23 protein-coding genes are annotated in these 22389 nt (G+C 33.7%); 10 read left to right on the forward strand and 13 right to left on the reverse strand.

Going from position 1 to position 22389, the window contains the following annotated elements; genetic code table 11:
* Positions 1–39: 39 nt before the first annotated feature.
* The 8 genes from EZM65_RS01595 to EZM65_RS01630 form a co-directional block, all read right to left on the reverse strand.
* Positions 40–741: a sulfite exporter TauE/SafE family protein gene (locus tag EZM65_RS01595; protein WP_136666767.1), complete on the reverse strand. Its 702-nt coding sequence runs from the start codon at positions 739–741 to the stop codon at positions 40–42.
* Positions 742–832: 91 nt separating this feature from the next.
* Entirely contained in the window at positions 833–1279 is a 447-nt protein-coding gene (locus EZM65_RS01600) for a FixH family protein (RefSeq protein ID WP_136666768.1), read from the reverse strand.
* 216 nt (positions 1280–1495) lie between these two features.
* Entirely contained in the window at positions 1496–2917 is a 1422-nt protein-coding gene (ccoG, locus tag EZM65_RS01605) for a cytochrome c oxidase accessory protein CcoG (RefSeq protein WP_136666769.1), read from the reverse strand.
* Between the two features lie 119 nt (positions 2918–3036).
* On the reverse strand, positions 3037–3972 hold the full coding sequence (locus EZM65_RS01610; protein WP_136666770.1) for a cbb3-type cytochrome c oxidase N-terminal domain-containing protein: 936 nt from the start codon (positions 3970–3972) through the stop codon (positions 3037–3039).
* A gap of 3 nt (positions 3973–3975) precedes the next feature.
* Positions 3976–4170, reverse strand: a complete 195-nt coding sequence (locus EZM65_RS01615; protein ID WP_136666771.1) for a CcoQ/FixQ family Cbb3-type cytochrome c oxidase assembly chaperone — start codon at positions 4168–4170, stop codon at positions 3976–3978.
* A gap of 3 nt (positions 4171–4173) precedes the next feature.
* Positions 4174–6369, reverse strand: coding sequence for a cytochrome-c oxidase, cbb3-type subunit I (gene ccoN, locus EZM65_RS01620; RefSeq protein ID WP_136666772.1), 2196 nt, complete (start codon positions 6367–6369; stop codon positions 4174–4176).
* 2 nt (positions 6370–6371) lie between these two features.
* Positions 6372–6560, reverse strand: coding sequence for a cbb3-type cytochrome oxidase assembly protein CcoS (ccoS, locus tag EZM65_RS01625; RefSeq protein WP_136666773.1), 189 nt, complete (start codon positions 6558–6560; stop codon positions 6372–6374).
* Positions 6561–6676: 116 nt separating this feature from the next.
* Positions 6677–9052: a heavy metal translocating P-type ATPase metal-binding domain-containing protein gene (locus EZM65_RS01630; protein WP_136666774.1), complete on the reverse strand. Its 2376-nt coding sequence runs from the start codon at positions 9050–9052 to the stop codon at positions 6677–6679.
* Positions 9053–9154: 102 nt separating this feature from the next.
* Here EZM65_RS01630 and EZM65_RS01635 point away from each other — a divergent pair, with 102 nt between their 5' ends.
* On the forward strand, positions 9155–9835 hold the full coding sequence (locus tag EZM65_RS01635) for a Crp/Fnr family transcriptional regulator (protein WP_136666775.1): 681 nt from the start codon (positions 9155–9157) through the stop codon (positions 9833–9835).
* A 42-nt stretch (positions 9836–9877) separates the two neighbouring features.
* Here EZM65_RS01635 and EZM65_RS01640 read toward each other — a convergent pair whose 3' ends face one another.
* Entirely contained in the window at positions 9878–10306 is a 429-nt protein-coding gene (locus EZM65_RS01640) for an ankyrin repeat domain-containing protein (RefSeq protein WP_136666776.1), read from the reverse strand.
* A 188-nt stretch (positions 10307–10494) separates the two neighbouring features.
* Between EZM65_RS01640 and EZM65_RS01645 the strand changes: the two genes are divergently transcribed.
* Genes EZM65_RS01645 through EZM65_RS01660 form a run of 4 tightly spaced genes read left to right on the forward strand, consistent with a single transcriptional unit; the run spans position 10495 to position 13357 of the window.
* Positions 10495–11052, forward strand: a complete 558-nt coding sequence (locus tag EZM65_RS01645; protein ID WP_248574803.1) for an RNA polymerase sigma factor — start codon at positions 10495–10497, stop codon at positions 11050–11052.
* Positions 11036–11554, forward strand: coding sequence for an anti-sigma factor (locus EZM65_RS15680; RefSeq protein ID WP_248574804.1), 519 nt, complete (start codon positions 11036–11038; stop codon positions 11552–11554). Before EZM65_RS01645 ends, EZM65_RS15680 begins: the two co-directional genes overlap by 17 nt.
* A complete protein-coding gene (locus tag EZM65_RS01655; protein WP_136666777.1) occupies positions 11538–12608 on the forward strand; it encodes a hypothetical protein in 1071 nt (356 codons plus the stop codon). The genes EZM65_RS15680 and EZM65_RS01655 overlap by 17 nt, the downstream gene beginning before the upstream one ends.
* A 26-nt stretch (positions 12609–12634) precedes the next feature.
* Positions 12635–13357, forward strand: coding sequence for a head GIN domain-containing protein (locus tag EZM65_RS01660; RefSeq protein WP_169051613.1), 723 nt, complete (start codon positions 12635–12637; stop codon positions 13355–13357).
* A 23-nt stretch (positions 13358–13380) separates the two neighbouring features.
* On the opposite strand, the gene EZM65_RS01665 is transcribed toward EZM65_RS01660, so the two are convergent.
* From EZM65_RS01665 to EZM65_RS01675, 3 genes are all read right to left on the reverse strand, one after another.
* Complete coding sequence (locus EZM65_RS01665) at positions 13381–14328, reverse strand: phosphoribosylaminoimidazolesuccinocarboxamide synthase (protein ID WP_136666779.1); 948 nt, start codon at positions 14326–14328, stop codon at positions 13381–13383.
* Between the two features lie 101 nt (positions 14329–14429).
* The gene (locus EZM65_RS01670; RefSeq protein WP_136666780.1) at positions 14430–15869 is read right to left on the reverse strand and encodes an alpha-amylase; all 1440 of its coding nucleotides are present in this window, start codon (positions 15867–15869) and stop codon (positions 14430–14432) included.
* Positions 15870–16061: 192 nt separating this feature from the next.
* Positions 16062–17012 carry a PhoH family protein gene (locus tag EZM65_RS01675; protein ID WP_136666781.1) on the reverse strand — a complete coding sequence of 317 codons (951 nt, stop codon included), beginning with the start codon at positions 17010–17012 and terminating at the stop codon, positions 16062–16064.
* A 94-nt stretch (positions 17013–17106) separates the two neighbouring features.
* Here EZM65_RS01675 and EZM65_RS01680 point away from each other — a divergent pair, with 94 nt between their 5' ends.
* The 5 genes from EZM65_RS01680 (at position 17107) to dnaN (ending at position 21946) form a co-directional block, all read left to right on the forward strand.
* Positions 17107–17928, forward strand: a complete 822-nt coding sequence (locus EZM65_RS01680; RefSeq protein ID WP_136666782.1) for an S-adenosyl-l-methionine hydroxide adenosyltransferase family protein — start codon at positions 17107–17109, stop codon at positions 17926–17928.
* A 6-nt stretch (positions 17929–17934) separates the two neighbouring features.
* Positions 17935–18231, forward strand: coding sequence for a putative quinol monooxygenase (locus tag EZM65_RS01685; protein WP_136666783.1), 297 nt, complete (start codon positions 17935–17937; stop codon positions 18229–18231).
* A gap of 98 nt (positions 18232–18329) precedes the next feature.
* Complete coding sequence (gene gldF / locus EZM65_RS01690; RefSeq protein ID WP_136666784.1) at positions 18330–19061, forward strand: gliding motility-associated ABC transporter permease subunit GldF; 732 nt, start codon at positions 18330–18332, stop codon at positions 19059–19061.
* A 1-nt stretch (position 19062) separates the two neighbouring features.
* The gene (gene gldG / locus EZM65_RS01695; protein ID WP_136666785.1) at positions 19063–20730 is read left to right on the forward strand and encodes a gliding motility-associated ABC transporter substrate-binding protein GldG; all 1668 of its coding nucleotides are present in this window, start codon (positions 19063–19065) and stop codon (positions 20728–20730) included.
* Between the two features lie 97 nt (positions 20731–20827).
* Positions 20828–21946 carry a DNA polymerase III subunit beta gene (dnaN, locus tag EZM65_RS01700; RefSeq protein WP_136666786.1) on the forward strand — a complete coding sequence of 373 codons (1119 nt, stop codon included), beginning with the start codon at positions 20828–20830 and terminating at the stop codon, positions 21944–21946.
* A gap of 54 nt (positions 21947–22000) precedes the next feature.
* Here dnaN and EZM65_RS01705 read toward each other — a convergent pair whose 3' ends face one another.
* Positions 22001–22387 (reverse strand): two-component system response regulator, encoded by a 387-nt coding sequence (locus EZM65_RS01705; protein WP_136666787.1) that lies wholly within the window; start codon positions 22385–22387, stop codon positions 22001–22003.
* Between the last annotated feature and the right edge of the window lie 2 nt (positions 22388–22389).

Consider the following 22389-nt stretch of genomic DNA (forward strand, 5'->3'; position numbering starts at 1 on the left):
ATTTTTATCAAAATACATCAAAAAGTATAAGGCAGTTAATTATTTGCAGTGCGGTGTATTCTGCACAAACAGACTCACATTACTTGGTGATACAAATGGTATGTCAAGCCCAAGTCCGCGTAAAATAAATAAAGTACCAATAGCAATGGCAATCAAAGGAATGATTTTTTGAATTTTATTCCGTACAGACAATGTCACCAAATCAGAAATATACACTACCGCACTCATTAATGGAATAGTTCCTAATCCGTATAATGCCATATAAGCCATACTCAAAGGAACTTCCTGCATGGCTATGGCTCCAAAAAGGGCGACATAAACCAATCCGCACGGCAAAAAACCGTTCAGCAAGCCTATGGTGAAGATAGAACTATAGGTTTTCTTTTTAAACTGCTGTCCTAATGCTGTTTTTACTCTACTTATAAGTTTTAAAACAGGTTTTGAAAAATTATATCGGGCAAAGACTTTTTCCGGTACAAGTACGAATACAATCATTACTATGCCAATGACAACAGACAATTGTTGCTGTATTCCCGCCAGAAAAAGCCCTCTGCCCAATAAACCAAAAATCAACCCTAAAATTGTATAAGCGGTTATCCTACCTAAGTGATAGGTAATAATTTGTGTTACTTTTTTAGCTTCATTACTTCTGTCAACAGGCAGCATCATGGCTATAGGACCACACATGCCCACGCAATGTAAACTGCTGACTAAACCTAATATGAAAGCTGAGTATAACATCTTTATTTTTTGAGAGAAAAGAATATAGATGGATAGATAAAAGATAATCAAAATGTCTATTATCTCTTGGTCTCTCATCTATTTTCTATTTTTACAAATTCACCTTTTCCTTATTCAAATATCCCTTATCTTTATAATTCCATTCTATAGAAATGTCCCAGCGACCGCCCACCAACTTTGTTTTAGGTATGAGCAAATTGGAAGAAGATAACGATATGGGCATATCGAAATCTAATTTCTGGTTGGACGGTCTGTATAGGGACACTTTGCCTTTAATATTTTTATAGTCAAACGAAGCTGGAAATTGTATTACTAATCCGTCATCAGTTGATTTTACAGTTATTTTTTCTTTTAAATCATATGCATTTTGCTGTTTATCAAGTTGCTCCTGATAACCTATCTCTTTTTTATAATAATCTTCTGTAACCATTTCATGGTCATAGTTGGCATCACCTTGTACTTTAAATACAAAATATAATATGAATGTGATGAACAATCCAAAAGCTACCACGATTCCTGTTCCCCAATTTGCTCTCATAATTTTATATTTTTTATTAGATAATAGATTTTATTTCTTTAGAAAATAGATAATAGACAGATAGATAATAGATTCTTGTTTTTTTAGAAAACAGATAATAGATTTTTATTCTTCCTACTCTTAACTATTTACCTTGTATCTATTTGTCTTTCATCTATTTGTCTTTCATCTTTTCGTCTTTCATCTTTTCGTCTTTTATCTCTTTGTCTATCTTAATCAATTAAAACTTCGAGGTCCCAAAAAGTTGGTCGTAGTAGTTTCAATCAATTTACTGTCATTATACACTTCAATCTTAATTTTAGTTTTATCACCGCTTAAAAAAGCAGGATGAATTTCAACAAACAACGTTCCTTGCGCCAGACTGTCTTTTTTAACTTGAATGCTTTGTTTTCCTACTATTTTTAAATTACCCTCAGGGCTTACCAATTTGAAAGTCACATTGCTAAAATCATCCATGGTTTTATTGACCACTTTATAGGTAAACACATTACTTATATTCTCGCCTTTATGCTGGAACAGCTGTCCGGGCAATCGTAATACGGTGGCTTCAACATCATTTCGTAAAAACAGCATCCCCACAAAAACACCAGTTAATATTAACAATATAGCTGCGTAGCCTTTCATTCTGGTTGTGAAAACAAATTTTTCCTTTTTCATAATTTCGTCCTCACTCGCATAACGTATCAAGTTGACAGGCAAATTCACACTCCGCATAATACTATTACACTCGTCTATACAAGCTGTACAGTTTACACATTCCAACTGGATACCGTTACGGATATCGATCCCTGTAGGGCATACATTCACACACTGATGACAATCTATACAATCTCCTTTACCGGCTAGAGTTCTGTCTTCTCCTTTTTTGAACTTAGCCCTTCCCTTTTCACCTTCTCCCCTCACATGGTCATACGCCACATTAATTGATTTATTGTCCAGCAGCACTCCCTGCATACGTCCGTAAGGACAGGCGATAATACAAACCTGTTCGCGGAACCAAGCAAACACAAAATAAAATACTGCTGTAAAAATCAATAAAGCTATTAATGTACTGGTATTATGAAAAGGCCCTTGTCTAACCATATCCAAAACATGGTCACTACCCGCTAAATACGCTAAAAAAACATTAGCAATAAGAAAAGAAACAATAAAAAAGATGAACCATTTACTTCCTTTTTTTCTTATTTTATCAGCATTCCATTCCTGTTTGGCAAGTTTAATCTGAGCGCCGCGGTCGCCTTCAATCCAATATTCTATCCGACGGAAAACCATTTCCATGAAAATAGTCTGCGGACAAATCCATCCGCAAAAAATGCGTCCGAAAGCCACGGTAAACAAAGCCAACCCTACCACCCCAATAATCATTGATATTACTACCAGATGAAAATCCTGTGGCCAAAAAGGAAACCCGAAAATTGAAAATTTACGTTCGATTATATTAAACAGCAATAACTGATTCCCGTTGACTTTGATAAACGGTGCCGAGAATAAAAATGCAAGCAGAAAATAACTGACAATTTTTCTTTTATCGTATAATTTTCCACTGGGCTTCTTAGGAAAAACCCAAGCCCGTTTTCCTTCTTTGTCTATGGTTGCAATAGAATCTCTGAAACTATCGTCGGGTGAATTAGTTGCCATATTTTTTTACTTTTTTTGTCATTTTAAACGGAACAAATTAAAATGAGAAATCTCACAATATATCTCAAGATCATGAGATTTCTCTTTGGTCAAAATGACAACTTAATCTGCTTAAAAAATTATTCAGCTTTTGTAGAGTTGGCAACCGGAGCAGTTTCTTTCGCAGGTGCCGCCGCTCCGTCTTCTTCCCACACATCGCCTTCCGGTGCTTTAGCTCCAGGAGGATTTGTGCCTTGCAAGCTCAATACATAACTGGCTATTTTTTGAATCTCGGAAGGCTTGATCTGATCTTTCCATGCAATCATACCTTTACCGGCACGTCCACCTTCCATGATAGTGTTGAATACATTCTTGATACCACCGCCTAATACCCAGTTTTTATCTGTTAGATTGGGTCCTATAGTACCTCCTCCATCGGCTTTGTGACAAGCAATACAGTTGGTTTGGAAAATAGCTTTACCAGCGTTAATACTTTCGGCATCAGTTAAAAGTGTTACTTTATCTTTATCCATTACATCCGGTGCTGTTTTTTTATATTCCTCAACCTGGATTTTTGCCGCAGTCATTTCCTTTTCATATTCCATGGTTTGGTCATCATGACCCAAAAAATGGAAACGAACCATATAAACTATTGAAAAAACAATACAAGCATAGAACAAATACACCCACCATGGCGGTAATACATTATCCAATTCCTGAATTCCGTCGTAATTGTGGTGCAAAATAAGTTCATGTTCGTCCTCAACCTTACGGGTTTTGGTTAGTTTTTGCATAATTCCTTTATAAAACTGCGTTTGCATAAAAGGAAGGTTATCCTCAATTTCTTTTTGTTTACGCTGTTCGTCAGTCAATAATGTGTCCAACACTTTGTCTGTAGCATTTAATACAACTTCGACAGCAATAAGTACTAATAAAAATAGCAGCAGAATAAGATTCAATATAGGATATTTGATAAACGCAGGACGGTCACCTGAGTCGATAAAGAATTCCATTGCCATAAAAAATACCGCAAAAAAGACAGGAATTCTAACATATACCGGAAATAACTTTTTCATCTTTTATAATTTTAAAAATTCATCAGAAGTTTCTTCAGCAAAAGGCAAATTGCTTAACTCTTTGATTTTTTCTTTGTTATAAGTAAAAACCCAGAAATACAATCCCACAAAAAAGAAGAAGAATATTAATAATGATATGATAGGGTATATCTCAATTCCTGAGATATTTTCCATTGTGTGTTTTACAAACTTTAACATGGCTTATTCGTTTTTAGCTTGAGAATCTTTAACTTTTATATCAGTACCCAATCTTTGCAGGTAAGCAATCAACGCTACAATTTCGCGGTCTTTCATAGGAACAAATTTTTCACCTTTTGCTTTAGCGTTTTTCTCACTTTGAGTATAGCTTTTTACAAAATCAGGGTCGTTTTTCAAATTCTCTTCAATTTTAGCTGACTGCTGAGCCATTGAAGTCCTTGCGTTTTTAACTTCATCATCAGTATAAGGCACACCCAATGTCTGCATAACTTCCATTTTCTTTTCAATGTCAGAATAATCAGCCGCTTTGTTATCAAATAACCATTTGTATCCCGGCATTATAGAACCAGCCGATGTACTTTGCGGATCCCACATGTGATTGAAGTGCCAGTTATCGTTATACTTTCCACCCACACGCATCAAATCGGGACCTGTGCGTTTTGAACCCCATAAGAATGGATGATCATATACATATTCACCTGATTTAGAATATTCGCCATAACGCGCTACTTCTGAACGGAAAGGACGAACCATTTGAGAGTGACAACCCACACAACCTTCACGGATGTATAAATCACGGCCTTCCAATTCCAGCGGCGTATATGGTTTCACACTTGAAATTGTAGGAATGTTTGATTTTACTACAATTGTAGGTACAATTTGAATTACACCGCCTATCAAAATTGCAATGGTTGCCAAAACTGTTAATTGGATAGGCTTTCTTTCTAGCCACGCATGGAATCGTTCATTTTTCATGCGGTATGGAGCAATTCTTGTCAATTCAGGAGCTTCTGCCAATTCATCTTCTACTTTTTGTCCTGCAGCAACTGTTTTATATGTATTGTAAACCATTACCAGCATACCTGTTAAATACATTGTACCTCCTATTGCTCTCATAGCATACATAGGTATCATTTGGGTAACGGTTTCTAAAAAGTTTCCATAAACCAAAGATCCGTCAGGATTGAATTGTTTCCACATAGAAGCTTGTGCAAAACCTGCAACGTACATTGGTAAAGCATACAAAATGATCCCTAAAGTCCCTATCCAGAAATGGAAATTGGCTAATTTTTGAGAATACAATCCGGTTTTAGTCAATCGAGGCAGCAACCAATAGATGATACCAAATGTCATAAATCCGTTCCAAGCTAAAGCACCCACGTGAACGTGTGCAACAATCCAGTCAGTAAAATGGGCAATAGCATTCACATTTTTCAATGATAACATAGGTCCTTCAAAAGTAGCCATACCATAACCTGTAATTGCCACTACAAAGAATTTCAATACGACATCAGTACGCACTTTATCCCAAACACCTCTCAAAGTCAATAAACCATTAATCATACCTCCCCAAGATGGTGCAATCAGCATTACTGAAAACACAACACCTAAGTTTTGTGCCCAATCCGGCAAAGCAGTATATAATAAATGGTGAGGACCCGCCCAGATGTATAAGAAAATTAATGACCAGAAGTGAATAATTGACAATCTATATGAATATACCGGTCTGTTGGCGGCTTTAGGCATAAAATAATACATCAAACCCAGAAACGGAGTTGTCAGGAAGAAAGCTACCGCATTATGACCGTACCACCATTGCACCAATGCATCCTGAACACCGGCATACACAGAATAAGACTTCATACCGTTTACCGGTAATGCCAGACTGTTAAAAATATGTAATACAGCAACCGTTACAAAAGTGGCAATGTAAAACCAAATAGCTACATACAAATGGCGTTCTCTCCTACGTAAAATTGTCATAATCATATTCAGACCAAAAACAACCCAGATTACCGCAATAGCCAAGTCAATAGGCCATTCCAACTCGGCATATTCTTTTGATGAGGTGTATCCTAACGGAAGTGATATAGCTGCTGCTACAATGATTAACTGCCATCCCCAGAAATTCAGGTTACTCATAAAGTCACTGTACATTCTGGTTTTTAATAAACGCTGGATAGAATAATAATAACCAGCAAACATGGCATTACCTACAAAGGCAAAAATTACCGCATTTGTATGTAATGGGCGTAAACGTCCGTAGCTCAACCACGAAATCCCATCGGTAAGATTTGGAAATAAATACATGGTTGCCAGTAATAATCCTACCAACATTCCCACGACTCCAAACACAATGGTAGCGTATATGAACTTGTTTACAATTTTGTTATCGTAATAAAATTGCTGCATTTCCATAATTAATCTTGATTTTCTGAATTTATATTTGTTTTGGGTTTATCTTTTTTTAACTCGTCTTCGAATAACATCCTGACCGAAGGAGTATAGTCATCGTCAAACTGACCGTTTCTCACAGCTCTTATGAACACGTAGAGAAAAATTACAGCCAGCACAATGCTGATGCAGATTAATAAATAAATAACACTCATACCTTAAATTTTATGAATCAAAATTACCGTTCCCATTTTGGATAAAACATGATATTTGTCATAACATATTTATTTGTCTTAAGTTTCAGGAAAATATTTTTGATAACTAATTGAAACTATTTTTTAGAAGCATAATAATTACTCATCAAGGTCACAAAACTCACTATAGTAACCGTACTCAAAGGCATAATAATTGCTGCTACAATAGGCAATAAATTTCCTGTAACCGCATAACTTAAGCCCACAACATTATAGAGTAAAGACAAGCCGAAACTCATCATGATGGTTTTCATTGCATTTTTTGAAAAACGCATAAAGAAATCTATTTTTGAGAATTGAGCCGCGTCAAGAATTCCGTCACAAGCCGGCGAAAACACATTTACATTTTCAGAAATGGAAATACCGATATTGCTTTGCGCCAAAGCTCCTGCATCATTTAAACCATCACCAATCATCATGACGTTTTTGCCTTCTTTTTGCAGGTTCTCTATATATTGAAGTTTCTGTTCCGGTTTTTGATTGAAAACTAAAGTTGTATTTCCGGGAAGCATTTTTTCCAAAATCTTTCTTTCTCCGTCATTATCGCCTGATAAAACAACCAAATTGTTTTTTTTTGCGAGGTTTTCAAACAATTGCTCCAATCCTTCTCGATACTGGTTATTAAAAACATAACTTCCTTTGTAAACACCGTCAATTTCAACATGCACTTTGGTTTTTTTATGTGTGTTTTCACTCATGTGCTGTAAAAACTGAGAAGAACCTAATTTTACCGAATGCCCGTCCAATTGGGCAAAAATTCCTTTACCGGTAATCTCTTCAAAATTGGTCGCATCTATTTTCTCCTGATTGGGGATAAAATCATACAGTCTTCTGCTCAAAGGATGATTGGAACCTTTTAATGTATTTTTTAATAGTTTAAGTTCTTCCGGATTTAATTCAGTTCCTTCATATGTGATTGATGTCTTTTTATTAGTGGTAATCGTTCCTGTTTTATCAAAAACAATCGTATCCACTTTTGCCATTTGTTCTATTACAGTCGCATTTTTAAGATATAACTTTCTATATCCCATAATACGAAGTACATTTCCTAACGTAAAAGGAGCGGTTAATGCCAAGGCACATGGACAGGCCACAATCAATATCGCAGTAAAGACATTAAATGCTGTCGTAACATCTCTAAAAATCCAAAATCCGAAGGATACAAATGCCAAGAGCAGTAATGCCGGGGTAAAATATCTACTAATTGTATCGGTGATCGTTTTGTATTTCTGTTCTACCCTTTTTTGAAATACATCATTACTCCATAATTGAGTTAAGTAACTCTGTGAAACAGAATTTAAAACTTCCATTTCAATCACTTTCCCTATTTGCTTTCCACCTGCAAATACTTTATCTCCCGATTTCTTTGTAATGGCTACCGCTTCACCTGTCACAAAGCTGTAATCGATGGAAGCTTCTGGTGAAATTAAAATTCCATCAACCGGAATAAGCTCCTGATTTCTGATTAACAATCTATTTCCTTTTGCTATGTCATACACCTGTATAGGCTCTTCGGTTCCATCAGCATTTATTTTAGTAATTGCTATTGGAAAATAGGATTTATAATCGCGTTCAAATGACAAGAAATTATAGGTTTTCTGCTGGAATAATTTCCCTAACAGCATAAAGAAAATAAGTCCGCACATACTGTCAAAAAAACCCTGACCGTAATCAAATACAATATCAACCGTACTTCGCACAAACATCACCACAATCCCTAAAGCGATAGGAATGTCTATATTGAGCATTTTGGATTTGATACTTTTCCATGCCGATATATAATACCCCCAGGCCGAGTAGAAAAAAGGTGGCAAAGCCAATGCAAAAATCAACCAACGGAAAAATCCTTTGTATTGTTCAATCCAGAATTCACCAACTTCAAAATATTCAGGAAACGACAGGAGCATAATATTACCAAAGGAAAAAAATGCCACTCCTATTTTATAAATAAGTGTTCTGTCTGTTTTTTGCTTTTTGTTTTCGTAGTTTTCTAAGCTGATGTAAGGCTCATAACCAATACTGCATAATGTTTCAACTATCGTCTTTAAATTAGTTGTATCAGGATTATAAACTATTCTGACTTTCTTTTCGTGAAAATTAACCTGTGAACTGCTGATTCCGGAAACTAATTTTTGCAGATTTTCCAAAATCCAAATACATGAACTGCAATGGATGTTGGGAATATACAATGAAACAATATGCGTTTCATTTTCTTCGAAATCCAGAAGTCTGGAAACTATTTTTACGTCATTTAAAAACTCATACTTTCCTTTAATATCCTGCGGAGTTGTACCCGGTGATTTTTCAAAATCGTAATAACAGATTAAATCATTTTGACTAAAAATCTCATATACTGTTTTACAACCCACACAGCAGAAAGATTTTGCATCAAAAATAATCTGGTCACTTTTGATCACATCGTTACCACAATGGAAACAATTTTGTGCCTTCATAAAATTTGCTCATTTACCTTCAACAAATGTCTTAAGTTAGTGTGTTTTTAAATATGATATTTATCATACTTTAAATATATTTGTGTATTAATTTTACACGGTATGAGTAAATGTGAACAATGTATCGTCAGACAGTTTAGTGCTTTGAAAGCCTTGTCTAAAGATGAGCTTTTAAAGATGGCTAACTGCAAGACATCTTACACCATAAAAAAAGGAGAACCTATTTTTGAAGAGGGAGAAATAACCAATGGTGTTTTTTGTGTCAAGGACGGGGTGTGTAAAATGACCAAACTAAGTGCCAATGGTAAGGATCAGATTGTCAAATTGGCCAAACCGGGTGAATTATTGGGACAACGTTCCATGATTAGTGAAGAACCTGCCAATTTAAGTGCTATTGCTTTAGAAGACATGGAAGTTTGTTTTGTACCTAAAAACGAAATCATGCACTTTTTTAATCAGAACAATCAATTTTCCATGAACATGATGAAAACCATTTGCGGTGATTTAAAAGACGCAGATGATCATATGGTTTCTATGGCTCAAAAAAGCGTAAAAGAGCGTTTGGCTGAGACATTACTTTATTTGGAAGACAGTTTTGGCACTAACGAAGATGGCTCCCTTAGGATCCAGTTATCCAGAGAAGAATTGGCTGGAATGATAGGTACCGCAACAGAAAGCTGTATACGTTTGCTTTCTGAGTTCAATAAAAATGGACTAGTTGATTTATCAGGCAAAAAAATCACCATTAAAAATAAAAACCAATTAAAGAAAATATCGGAATAAAAAAAGAGAAGCGTTTGCTTCTCTTTTTTTTTATCTTTTAGATTATGCCCGCATTAATATATCCAATGCATCGGCTGCTTTAGACATTTCAGCATATTTTAATGCATCATATCCTTTTTCATCTCTAATTTTTCTATCTGCGCCTTTCTGTAATAAAAGCTTAACAATTTCAACATTGTTAAATCGGGCAGCAAGCATAAGCGGTGTTAAACCATTGGATGTTTCATTTACATTAACACCGTACTCAATAAATTTTTTAACTGCTTCCACATCTCCTTTTATAATAGCTTTACAGATAGGAGAATGATCCACTTTCACCAATTCATTTTCTGAGAATTGAAGATTTAATTTTGATTGATTTGCCAATGTATTTGTAGAATAGACCCCCAAAGCCAATCCTAACATTATCATTGCTTTTTTTCCTGTGTAAACTAAATTGTTACTTTCCGCTTTTTGATTTGTTGATTTCATGATGATTGTTTTTTAAATTGTTTAATTATAAGACAAACCGTTCAGGGATATGTTACAGTCATTTTTCAAACTATAACATTATTTTAACATTCTGTAATCCAGTCATAAAAACAATTAAAATTTTTCACTCAAACTGTAATAAATAAATTTTTAATTTGTCTTTAGTATAAAACCAACCTCAAAAGCTTTTGAAAAATCAAGATATAGATATCAGTATCTTACTAATGCAGTGTAAACAAAATAATCAGAAAGCCATGCTTGCTGTTTATAACCGTTATTACAAGGCAATGTTTAACGTTTCTTTCAGAATCGTGAATAATCATGAACTGGCGGAAGACATAATGCAGGAAAGTTTTTTAAACGCTTTTGATAAGTTGGAAAGTTTTAGCGGTAATGTTGCTTTTGGTGCATGGCTGAAAAGAATAGTTATAAATAAAAGTATAACAGAACTGCATAAAACAAACAAATATAAAATAGATTCTATTTCTGAAAATTTTGATACCGGTGAAGAAATTGAAGATACAGCAATCGATTTTACCAATAAGAAAGTGGAAATGGTTTTAGCCAAAATGAATGAATTAAAACCGAATTATAAAATCATACTGACACTTTTTTTTATTGAAGGATTTGATACCGAAGAAATTAGTGAAATCCTCAAGATTAATGAAAACAATTGCAGAACAATGTTATTCAGGGCTAAAGAAAGTTTAAAAAGCAAACTGATTCAAGATGAAGTATACAGATAACAACGAATTTTTTAAAACCGAAAATTGGGATATTGAAGAACCGATTTTAGGTCATGAAAAACGATTTTTACAAAAACTCGGACAACAAAAACCTAAACAAAAGAGGTTTCCGTTGCGGATAGTTGCTTCTATTGCATTTATTTTAGGAAGCGCAGCCATGTTTTTAATCATCAATCAAAAAACAACGGTTCAGCTTTCTCCAGAAACGCAAAAAACACAGGATTACTTTACATCAGTAATTGAAAAAGAATTAACAGAGTTAAAAAGCAGAGAAACACCTGAAAACAAAAAAATTATTAATGATGCTCTAATCCAATTGGAAATTCTTGAAAAAGATTACAAGAAATTGAAAATTGAAATAGCCAATAAAGGTGAAAACAAACAAATAATTTACGCTTTGCTGACCAATATGCAAACCCGTATTTCATTTATCCAGTCGGTTATGGAGCAATTAGAACACATCAATCAATTAAAAAACAATCAAAATGAAAACACTTTATAAATTTATTTTTGTCTTAATTTTATTGCCATTTTATTCCAAAGCCGGAGTAAATAATGAAAAATTCCCGCACTCAAAAGAAAAGACAATATCAAAAACCTATATCGTTAACCCTGATGCCACAACACAAATTTCAAATTCATATGGAGCCATTTCTGTACAGCTTTGGGATGAAAATAAAATTTCTATTACAGCTAAAATTACCGTAAGCGGTAAAAAAGAAAGTACTGTAAACGAAAAAATTGATGACATATCAGTTGATTTCACAGACACTACTGTTTCATTAATTTCAGCTAAAACCATATTTCCTTCAAATAAAAGCTGGGGATTGGACTGGAATAAATCAGATGTCAGTTATGAAGTAAACTATGTGGTATTGATTCCTAAAAGAGGAAATGTGGTATTGTATAACAATTACGGCAACATTTTAATTTCCAAACTAAATGGTTCCTCAATTATAAAATGCAATTATGGCAACGTTATTGCAGGTGATTTAACGGGCAATAATAATTTCACGCTCAATTATTCGGATAATTCAAAAATAAATTATGTAAATAAATTATCATGTAACGCCAATTATTCCGAATTAGCTACAGCAAAAGGAGAAAGCATCAGTACTTCCGGAAATTACAACAAATTTCATTTATCAAACATAGACAAAGTACATTCTACAGGCAGTTATAACGATTACAATTTTAAGAATATCGGTAATTTTAACTGCAGCGGCAATTATGTAAATATGAATTTCAGCAATGTAGAAACCTCTGCATTAAGCATAAATTATGCCCAGTTGAATTTTACTGCTGATACTAATTTCAAGAATACCTCCATCACTGCAAATTATTCTTCTATAAAAATAAATGTCCCTGCTGCATTGTCATTCGATTTTGATATACGCTGTATGTATGGAAGTTTAAAAACCGATTTGGATTTGGATTACAGCTCAAAATCAGCAAAAAACAACATCAATCAATATAAAGGTGCAAGAAATTCAAGTGGGAAATCAAAATTCGGAATCATAACCAATTATGGTTCAGTACAAATTCAAGGAAAATAACAATCAATCAAAAAATGAAAATCATCATGAAAAAATTATTCACAATCACAGCTTTGTTTATTTTATTACCTTTTTATTCACAAAATGGGTCAAATAAAAATTCTGTTAAAGGAAATGGGGTCATCAAAACTGAAACCAGAACAACCTCAGACTATGAGGGCATTTCTGTTTCCGGTTCATTTACCGTCAAACTGACAAGTGGAAATGAAGGTAAAATCAGTATTACCGGAGAGGATAATATTCTGGATTATGTAATCACTGAAGTGGAAGGCAGAAACTTGAAAATCAAATTTAAAAAGAATTCGAATATCAGATACACTAAAAGAATTGAAGTAACAGTTCCCGTTGAACAAATTAAAAATGTAACACTTTCAGGATCAGGCAGCATTACTTCCGCAACAGAAATAAAAGCAACAAATTTTTCTGCAACTCAAAGAGGTTCAGGTAAAATCAATTTAAACATCGATACCCAAAAACTTGATGCTGTCCTATCCGGCTCAGGACAATTAGTTTTAAATGGCTCAACAAAGAATTTTGAAATAACATTATCCGGTTCCGGCCGAATTGACTCAGGAAAAATGAATTCAGAAAATGTTACCGTGCAGGTATCGGGTTCAGGAAAAGCCGCTGTTACTGCTTCTCATTCTATCAGCGCTGTTGTTTCCGGCTCCGGACAAATAAACTATTCCGGCAATCCTAAAATAGTTGAAGAAAAAGTAAGTGGTTCAGGAGGAATCAATAAAGTATAAAAAAAGGAGCTAAGCTCCTTTTTTTATTTATTTAAAAATGCAACCACATTCTTTTCAATTCTTTCCTGAATATTGGAAACATCTGCTTTTACAAATTTTTCTCCGATGATATTTTCATAAAGCTCAATATATCTTTCCGAAACTGTTTCAATATACTCGTCAGTCATTTCAGGAATCTGCTGTCCTTCTTTTCCTTGAAAACCATTTGCAATCAACCACTGACGCACAAATTCTTTAGATAACTGCTTTTGTGCTTCCCCTCTATCTTGACGTTCTTGGTATCCATCAGCATAAAAATAACGTGAAGAATCCGGTGTATGAATTTCGTCAATAAGAACGATTTTTCCGTCTTTAGTTTTTCCAAATTCATATTTGGTATCTACTAAAATTAATCCACGTGATGCCGCAATTTCTGTTCCTCTTTGGAATAAATCTCTAGTGTATTTTTCCAATACTAAATAATCTTCTTCAGAAACAATTCCTTGTGCTAAAATAGCTTCTCTAGAAATATCCTCATCGTGAGTTCCTACAGCTGCTTTAGTTGTTGGCGTAATAATAGGCTGAGGGAATTTATCGTTTTCTTTCATTCCTTCTGGCATAGCAACACCACAAAGTATTCTTTTTCCTTCTGCATATTCACGGGCTGCATGTCCCGATAAATAACCACGAATTACCATTTCTACCTTAAAAGGCTCACATAAATGTCCTACAGCTACACTTGGATCAGGAGTTGCAACCAACCAGTTAGGCACAATATCTTCTGTTAACTGCATGAATTTAGTCGCAATTTGGTTCAAGATTTGTCCTTTGTAAGGAATTCCTTTAGGCATAATCACATCAAAAGCCGAAAGCCTGTCGGTAGCAATCATTACTAAAAGTTCATCATTGATATTGTAAACTTCACGTACTTTTCCGTGATAAACCGATTTTTGCCCAGGAAAGTTAAACTGGGTAGAAGTAATAGTATTCATTAAGTGTGTTGTTGTTAGTGATGCAAAAGTAATTTAAATTGGAAGAATACAAAAGAAAAAAGTCGGCACAAAACCGACTTTAAACATTTTGAAAAAACTAACTACATATTTATAGACCAAACTGAATAACTGTTAGGCGGACATTGAATTTTCACCCACTTATCCCCTTGAGTAGTAGGATACCAAGATGAATGTCCTGTAAAATCTTTGATTTGTGCATTTGCCCAATTGGTTTGAATCCATCTTTCCTGCCATGAAGATGAATTATTTAAATAAACCACTAAACCAACATTACCATTGTAACCATTTCTTCTTGCAATATATTCGTCATTGTCGCTATATAAAATTGAAGTGGTACCTGTTGCTTTGTTGTTATGTATCCAAATTAAATTATTCAAACGCTCTTTATTTAACCATTCTTCATAATCTCTATAAAAAATAGTTGGGTAACCCTCATGTGTCAAAATATAAGCATAAGCCAACATCTTGTTCCAAATTTCATCAGTATCATGGTTGGTTACAAAAGTTACTGCTTTATACGGATTACGTTTCCACATCATGTCATCATTTAATAACGCCAAATTATTCCCATCAAAAGCATCATTCATTTTATAATAACACGCAAAATCAAATACCGAAGAATTTGCATTGTTTGCCCACCATTCTAATGTATTTACATTGGAGTCCCAATATTCACCTACAGAAAATCCACCAACATTTGCATTCCAATTATTCACTACCCATGGACCAAACCCTTTAACATAATCAAAACGCCATCCGTCAAATTTCATCGTGTTTTTATAATATTTACCTACAGCATCTGTTCTTCCCCATAACCAATCTTGGACATGTGGATTGGCATGACACAAATCTGGATAACCACCAAAGGAACCTTCGTCATTATTGCCGTAAGAATTTTTATAAAAATCATTATAATTTCTGATAAATTTACCTGAAGCTACTCCTGAAAAGTTGGTCCAAGTATTGGTTCCTGTATATGGATTTGCTTCAGATTGTCCCCCACTATTATGATTGATTACAATATCAGCATACACCTGCATATTTTCGGTATGTGCTTGTGTAATTAAACTTACCAATTCATTTTTTGAACCAAAACGAGTCTCTACAGTACCATTTTGATTATAATCACCAAAATCATAATAATCCGTTGGATCATATCCCATCGAATACGGACCGTTTTGTGCTTTTGATGCAGGTGGCAACCAGATAGATCCAATTCCGGCATTGCCCCAAGCGGTAACTTTAGATTTTACAGTATCCCACCACGTACCACCTGAAGGAACATCCCAATAAAAAGCCTGCATCATGACTCCACCTCCGGGATTTGCTACATACTTTCCATTTATATTTGTACTGATCCCAGTACTAAATGGTTTGCCATCATGATTCGTAATATTTATTACCTTATTTTGTTTTGCCTGTTCAAGTGAAGCATCCTGAATGCTCTTTTCCTCGGAACAGGAAAAAGCAATTAAGCCTAAAGTTAAAAGGCTTAAACCTTTGATTGTTTTTTGTTTCATTTTATAATCCTAATTGGTTGGTTAATAAAATTTTAACTAAAAATAAACAAATAGTACTACCAAAAAACACAGCCACAATCAAATACCTTTCCGAAAACGTTTTCGTGTTGAAAAGTTTTTATTTTAACAAAAAAATAAAGGGTAATTTTCCAAATTCTGAAAAATTAACCTTTAAAAATATGATTTTAAAAATCAATCCTGATTTTCTATACTCTTATATGCATCAATAATCTTTTTCACCAATCGGTGGCGTACAATATCTTTATCATCCAAATAAATAATACCAATACCATCAACGTTTTTAAGTACTAAAATTGCTTCCTTCAAACCTGAAATCGTTCTACGTGGCAAATCCACCTGCCCGGGATCACCCGTTATGATAAACTTGGCATTTTTACCCATACGGGTTAAAAACATTTTCATTTGGCTGTGCGTGGTATTTTGTGCTTCATCAAGAATAACAAAAGCATTATCTAAAGTACGTCCGCGCATAAAAGCCAAAGGTGCAATTTGTATAATCCCTTTTAAGATATAATCCTCTAACGTTTGTGGCGGAATCATATCTCGCAAAGCGTCATATAAAGGTTGCATATAAGGATCCAGCTTTTCTTTCATATCACCTGGAAGGAAACCAAGGTTTTCTCCTGCCTCAACAGCAGGGCGTGTTAAAATTATTCTTTTAACCTGTTTTTCCTTAAGAGCTTTTACCGCTAAAGCAACCCCTGTATACGTTTTACCAGTTCCTGCAGGTCCTACAGCAAAAACCATATCATTCTTTTGTAACGTATCAACTAATAATTGCTGATTAGGAGTCATTGCTTTGATAAGCTTTCCGCCTAAACCATGCACAAGAATTTTATCATGGTCAGCCATTTGACCCGTTTGTTGTGAATCCCCTTCAACAATACGCATAATTACGTTATCATCTATACTGTTAAAACGGGTAAAGTGAGTCATTAACCGCCTAAAACGAACTTCAAACTCATCTAAAACTTCTTCCTCCCCAAAAGCTTTCAAAGTGGTTCCTCTGGCAACAATTTTTAGCTTTGGATAATATTTTTTGATAGTTTCTAAATGACCATCATGTGCTCCCCAAAATTCTTTTGGTGCAATATTTTCTAATTCGATTACTCTTTCGTTCAAAGGCAATAAAATTTAGTTAAAAATAAATTCGTTTAGTTTCTCTCAAATCTACTAAATTTACCGAAATATTTCAGGAATAGTTATAAACAAAATAATGTCAATAATTACACTTACTACCGATTTTGGACTTAAAGACCACTTTGTAGGTGCGCTAAAAGGTAAAATTCTTTCACAACTTCCTGAAGCACAAATTATTGATATTTCACATAACATAGATCTATTCAATATCTCTGAAGCCAGTTACGTAATTAACGTTGCTTACAACAGCTTTCCTAAAGACTCAGTTCACTTTATAGGAGTAGATAGCGAAAGTACAATTCATACCAAACATATAGTTGTTTACTGGAATAATCACTATTTTGTATGTGCTGACAATGGCATCATGAGTTTAATATGCCAAAATCAGAAACCTGAAACCATTATTGAAATTGACATTAAAGATAGAATGCCACAAACGGCAAGTGATTTAGACATGCTTATTGCTGTTTCTTGTCATATAGCAAAAGGAGGACAATTAAGTGCTCTTGGTAAAAAAATTGATCAGCTCAAACCACAAAACCAGTTACAGGCCGTTGCCGAAAACGATACCATAAGAGGTAATGTGATTTATATAGACCATTTTGGTAACTGTATTACAAATATTTCAAAAGAAATGTTTGCCAACATAGGTAATGACCGTAGTTTTGAAATTCGATTTGGTACCAAAAACATAAAAAAAATTCATCGTTCCTATTCCGACTTTAACGTACGTGAAGGTTATACATTAAAAGAATACGAAGGAGAAAAATTGGCTCTTTTTAACGAAGCCGGATTTCTGGAAATTGCCATTTACAAAAGCAACCCTAACACTACAGGAACTGCTAAATCACTATTGGGTCTAAAATATAGAGATGTGGTAAGTGTAGTTTTTAAATAAAATAATATGTTCGTCAGAATAGTAAAACTAAGTTTTCATGAAGAAAACATTCCAGCATTTCTAGAAAATTTTGAACAAATCAAAGAAAAAATCAGAAATTCACCAGGCAACCAATTATTAGAATTGTATCAAGACAAAAATAATCCTTGTATATTTTTCACGTACAGTTATTGGGAAACCGAAGAAGATTTAGAAAACTACCGAAACTCAGCATTATTTGATGAAGTTTGGACATTTACAAAGAAACTCTTCAACGATAAACCGGAAGCATGGAGTGTAGATAAATTAGTTTCTTTACAATAAGTTTAGCGTATAAAAGTTTAACTGTTTAGAATTTATTTTATACTATTTTTGCGGACAGGTTTTAAACTTTTAAACTCATAAACCTTTAAACTCAAAATATGAAAGCCATATTATTAAAAGAATTTCGTTCCTTTTTTGGTTCACCTATAGGTTATCTTGTAATTGCTATTTTTTTACTCTTAACAGGATTGTTTTTATGGGTTTTTGAAGGTGATTACAACATACTTAATTCAGGTTTTGCTGATTTAACACCTTTTTTTACCATTGCACCATGGATATTATTGTTTTTAATTCCAGCAGTAACCATGCGCAGTTTTGCTGATGAAAAAAAACAAGGCACAATGGAATTGCTTTTAACAAAGCCTATGAGCCTTTTAGAAATTACAGGAGGTAAATTTTTAGGTTCATTTTTTCTATTAATCATTGCAATTATACCAACACTGGTTTATGTAAAAATCATTTATGATTTAGGATTACCCGAAGGAAACCTTGATTTTGGAAGTACTATTGGTTCTTATTTTGGGTTATTGTTTTTAATGGGAGCCTATACAGCTGTCGGGATATACACTTCTTCACTATCAGACAATCAAATTGTTGCCTTTTTACTTTCAGTATTGCTGTGTTTTTTACTGTATTTTGGATTTCAAGGAATTTCTACCTTAGATTTTTGGGGTGACTTCAACAATGTTATTTCTTCATTAGGAATTGATTATCACTACAAAAGCATGAGTCGTGGTGTAATTGACACGAGAGATATCATATACTTTTTAAGCATCATCACTCTTTTTGTTTCAATGACTGTTTTAAACTTAAAAAAATACAAAAAATAAGATGAAAAGTACTTTTAAAAAATTCATTGGTCTTATCATCGGTTTGATTGTACTGAATGTTATAAGCAATTATATTTTTAAACGTTTTGACTTAACGCAGGACAAACGTTATACATTGTCTGAAACTACTTTAGATATTTTAAAAAATACTAAAGAACCATTGTATATAGATGTTTTCTTAGAAGGAAATTTCCCGGGACAATTCAAAAAATTACAATCGGAAACCAAACAAATGTTAGAAGAATTAAAGGCTTATAATTCTAATATCGTTTTTCAGTTTGTAAATCCACTTGAAAATCCTGATGAAGCTGATGCCATCATGCAACAGTTTTACGAACGAGGACTTACTCCCATTAAGATTTCAGTTGACGACAAAGGAAAACAATCACAAGAAGTTGTTTATCCTTGGGCAATTGCAACTTATAAAAATAAAAGCACTAAAATTCCATTACTGAAAAACAAAATGGGAGCAACAACTGAAGAAAAAGTCATCAGTTCTGTACAACATTTAGAATATGCTTTTGCTGATGGTCTTCATAAAATAACGACTCCTAAAAAGAAAAAAATCGCTGTTATAAAGGGTAAAAATGAACTTCCTGATGTATTTAAGGCCGATTTTCTTCAAACGGTACGTGACAATTATTTCATTGCTCCATTCCCTTTAGATTCGGTAAAAACAAATCCGCAATTATTTGAGAAAGCATTAAAAACTTTCGATTTAGCCATTATAGCTAAGCCAAAATCTGCTTTCTCTGATGTTGAGAAACAAGTTTTAGACCAATTTATTATCAACGGCGGAAAAACACTTTGGCTGGTTGATGCTGTAAACATGGATATGGAAAACCTAAATCAAACAGGAAGTACTTTAGCTTTTCCAATGGATTTAGGATTGAACGACATGTTTTTTAAATACGGTTTTCGAATTAATCCTGTTTTGATTAAAGACATGCAATCTGTTCCTATTGCTCTTGCTACAGGAAAAAGAGGAAGTGAAACACAATATCAAAACTATCCATGGTTATATTCTCCGTTTGTATTTACAGAAAGTAAACACCCAATTGTAAACAATATTGACGGAATAAAATTTGAATTTACCAACCCTATAGACACACTTAAAAACGGAATTAAAAAAACAGTTTTATTGAAATCATCACCCTATTCAAGAAAAATAGGAACTCCTGTTGAAGTGAATCTTGAAATGGTAAATGAAAAACCAGAGGCAAAAGATTATACTCCAGGTAATTTTCCGGTAAGTATTTTGTTGGAAGGACAATTCCATTCGGTTTTTGAGAATCGCGTATTAGCTTTTAAAACAAACGATTTTAAAGCTGTTGGAAAATCCTCTAAAATGATTATTGTTTCTGATGGAGATATCATCAAAAACCAATTGGATGATAAAGGTCAGCCAATGGAACTTGGTTTTGACAAATGGACCAATCAGTTGTATGCCAACAAAGAATTTTTAATGAATTGTGTTAACTTTTTATTAGATGACAACGGACTTATTAACATTCGAGGCAAAGAAGTAGATTTACCATTATTAGACCAGGAAAAAGTTCACGAAGAGTATACATATACGCAATTCCTGACTATTGGACTTCCTTTAGTGATTTTAGGAATATTCGGAATTGTAATAAACTACTTCAGAAAACGTCGATTTGCAAGATAGTTGTTGAAAAAAATATTTCAAAAACTAATTGCTTTGCGATATATTTGTAACACATTAAAAATCCTATGTAAATAGGTAATATTTTAAATAGAGACCAATGAAATTTATTGTATCGAGTTCTTATTTATTAAAACAATTACAAGTTTTAGGTAGTGTTATTAACAGTAGTAACACTTTACCTATTTTAGATAACTTTTTATTTGAATTAAAACAAGAGCAACTTGTAGTTTCTGCATCTGATCTAGAAACTACGATGTCAGCAACTTTAAATATTGATTCAACAAGTGAAGGAAGTGTTGCAGTTCCGGCTAAGTTATTATTAGAAATTTTAAAAACGTTCCCTGAACAACCATTAACGTTCACAGTTGAAGAAAACAACACTATTGAAATCAGCTCTCAATCAGGAAAATATGCACTTGCATATGCTCCGGGAGAAGAATTCCCTAAGGCTGTTGTTCTTGAAGATCCTTCAAAAACATTAGTTCCTGCCGAAGTTTTATCTACAGCTGTTAGTAAAACAATTTTTGCTGCAGGAAATGACGATTTACGTCCGGTAATGAGCGGAGTATTCTTTCAATTTTCACCGGAAGGATTAATTTTTGTAGCTACAGATGCACACAAGTTGGTTAAATATGCCCGTACAGATGTAAAAGCTTCTCAAGTTGCAGATTTTATTATGCCAAGAAAACCTTTAACCATTTTAAAAGGTATTTTAGCAGCATCTGACGCGGAAGTTACTATAGAATATAACGATGCTAACGCAACTTTCTCTTTTGATAATTATGTATTGACTTGTCGTTTAATCGATGGAAAATATCCTAATTATGAAGCAGTAATCCCTAAAGAGAATCCAAATAAATTATTGATCGACAGAACACAATTTTTGAGTTCAGTTCGTCGTGTTTCTATTTTCTCTAATAAGACTACACACCAAATCAGATTAAAAATTGCTGGTGCTGAATTGAATATTTCTGCAGAAGATATTGACTACTCTAACAAAGCTGAAGAGCGTTTAACTTGTGATTATCAAGGTGACGATATGCAGATAGGTTTTAACTCACGTTTCTTAATGGAAATGCTGACAAACCTACAAAGTGATATGATTCAGTTAGAAATGTCTATGCCTAACAGAGCTGGAATTTTAACTCCGGCCGATGGTTTAGACGAAGGTGAAACAGTTACCATGCTTGTAATGCCGGTAATGTTGAATAACTAATTTGATTACCATAAATAGTAAAAACGCCATCTTTTAAAAGATGGCGTTTTTAATTTAATTCAGTGATTCCAGTATTTTATCCAGCTTTTCGTGGTTAATAGGTTTTGAGATAAAATCTTTTACCACTTCATACTTTTTAGCTTTTTCAATGTCGTTGGTATCGATTGACGAGGATAACACAAAAACATTCAATTGATTGCATATTTGGGAAGACTGTAATTCATCTAAAAATTGCCATCCGTCAACCATTGGCATATTCAAATCCAAAAGGATGATACAGGGAAGTTCAGAATTTTTATCATACAAAAGCTCTAAAGCATCATTAGCATTTTTAAAATCAACTACTTTTCCAAAATTTTGATGCTTCTCCAATAGTTTTTTCAGTACAAAAACAAAAATAGAGTCATCGTCAATAATATATGTTTTCTTTATATCAATCATAG

The sequence above is a fragment of the Flavobacterium sp. H122 genome (genome assembly GCF_004959765.1).
Lineage (GTDB): Bacteria > Bacteroidota > Bacteroidia > Flavobacteriales > Flavobacteriaceae > Flavobacterium.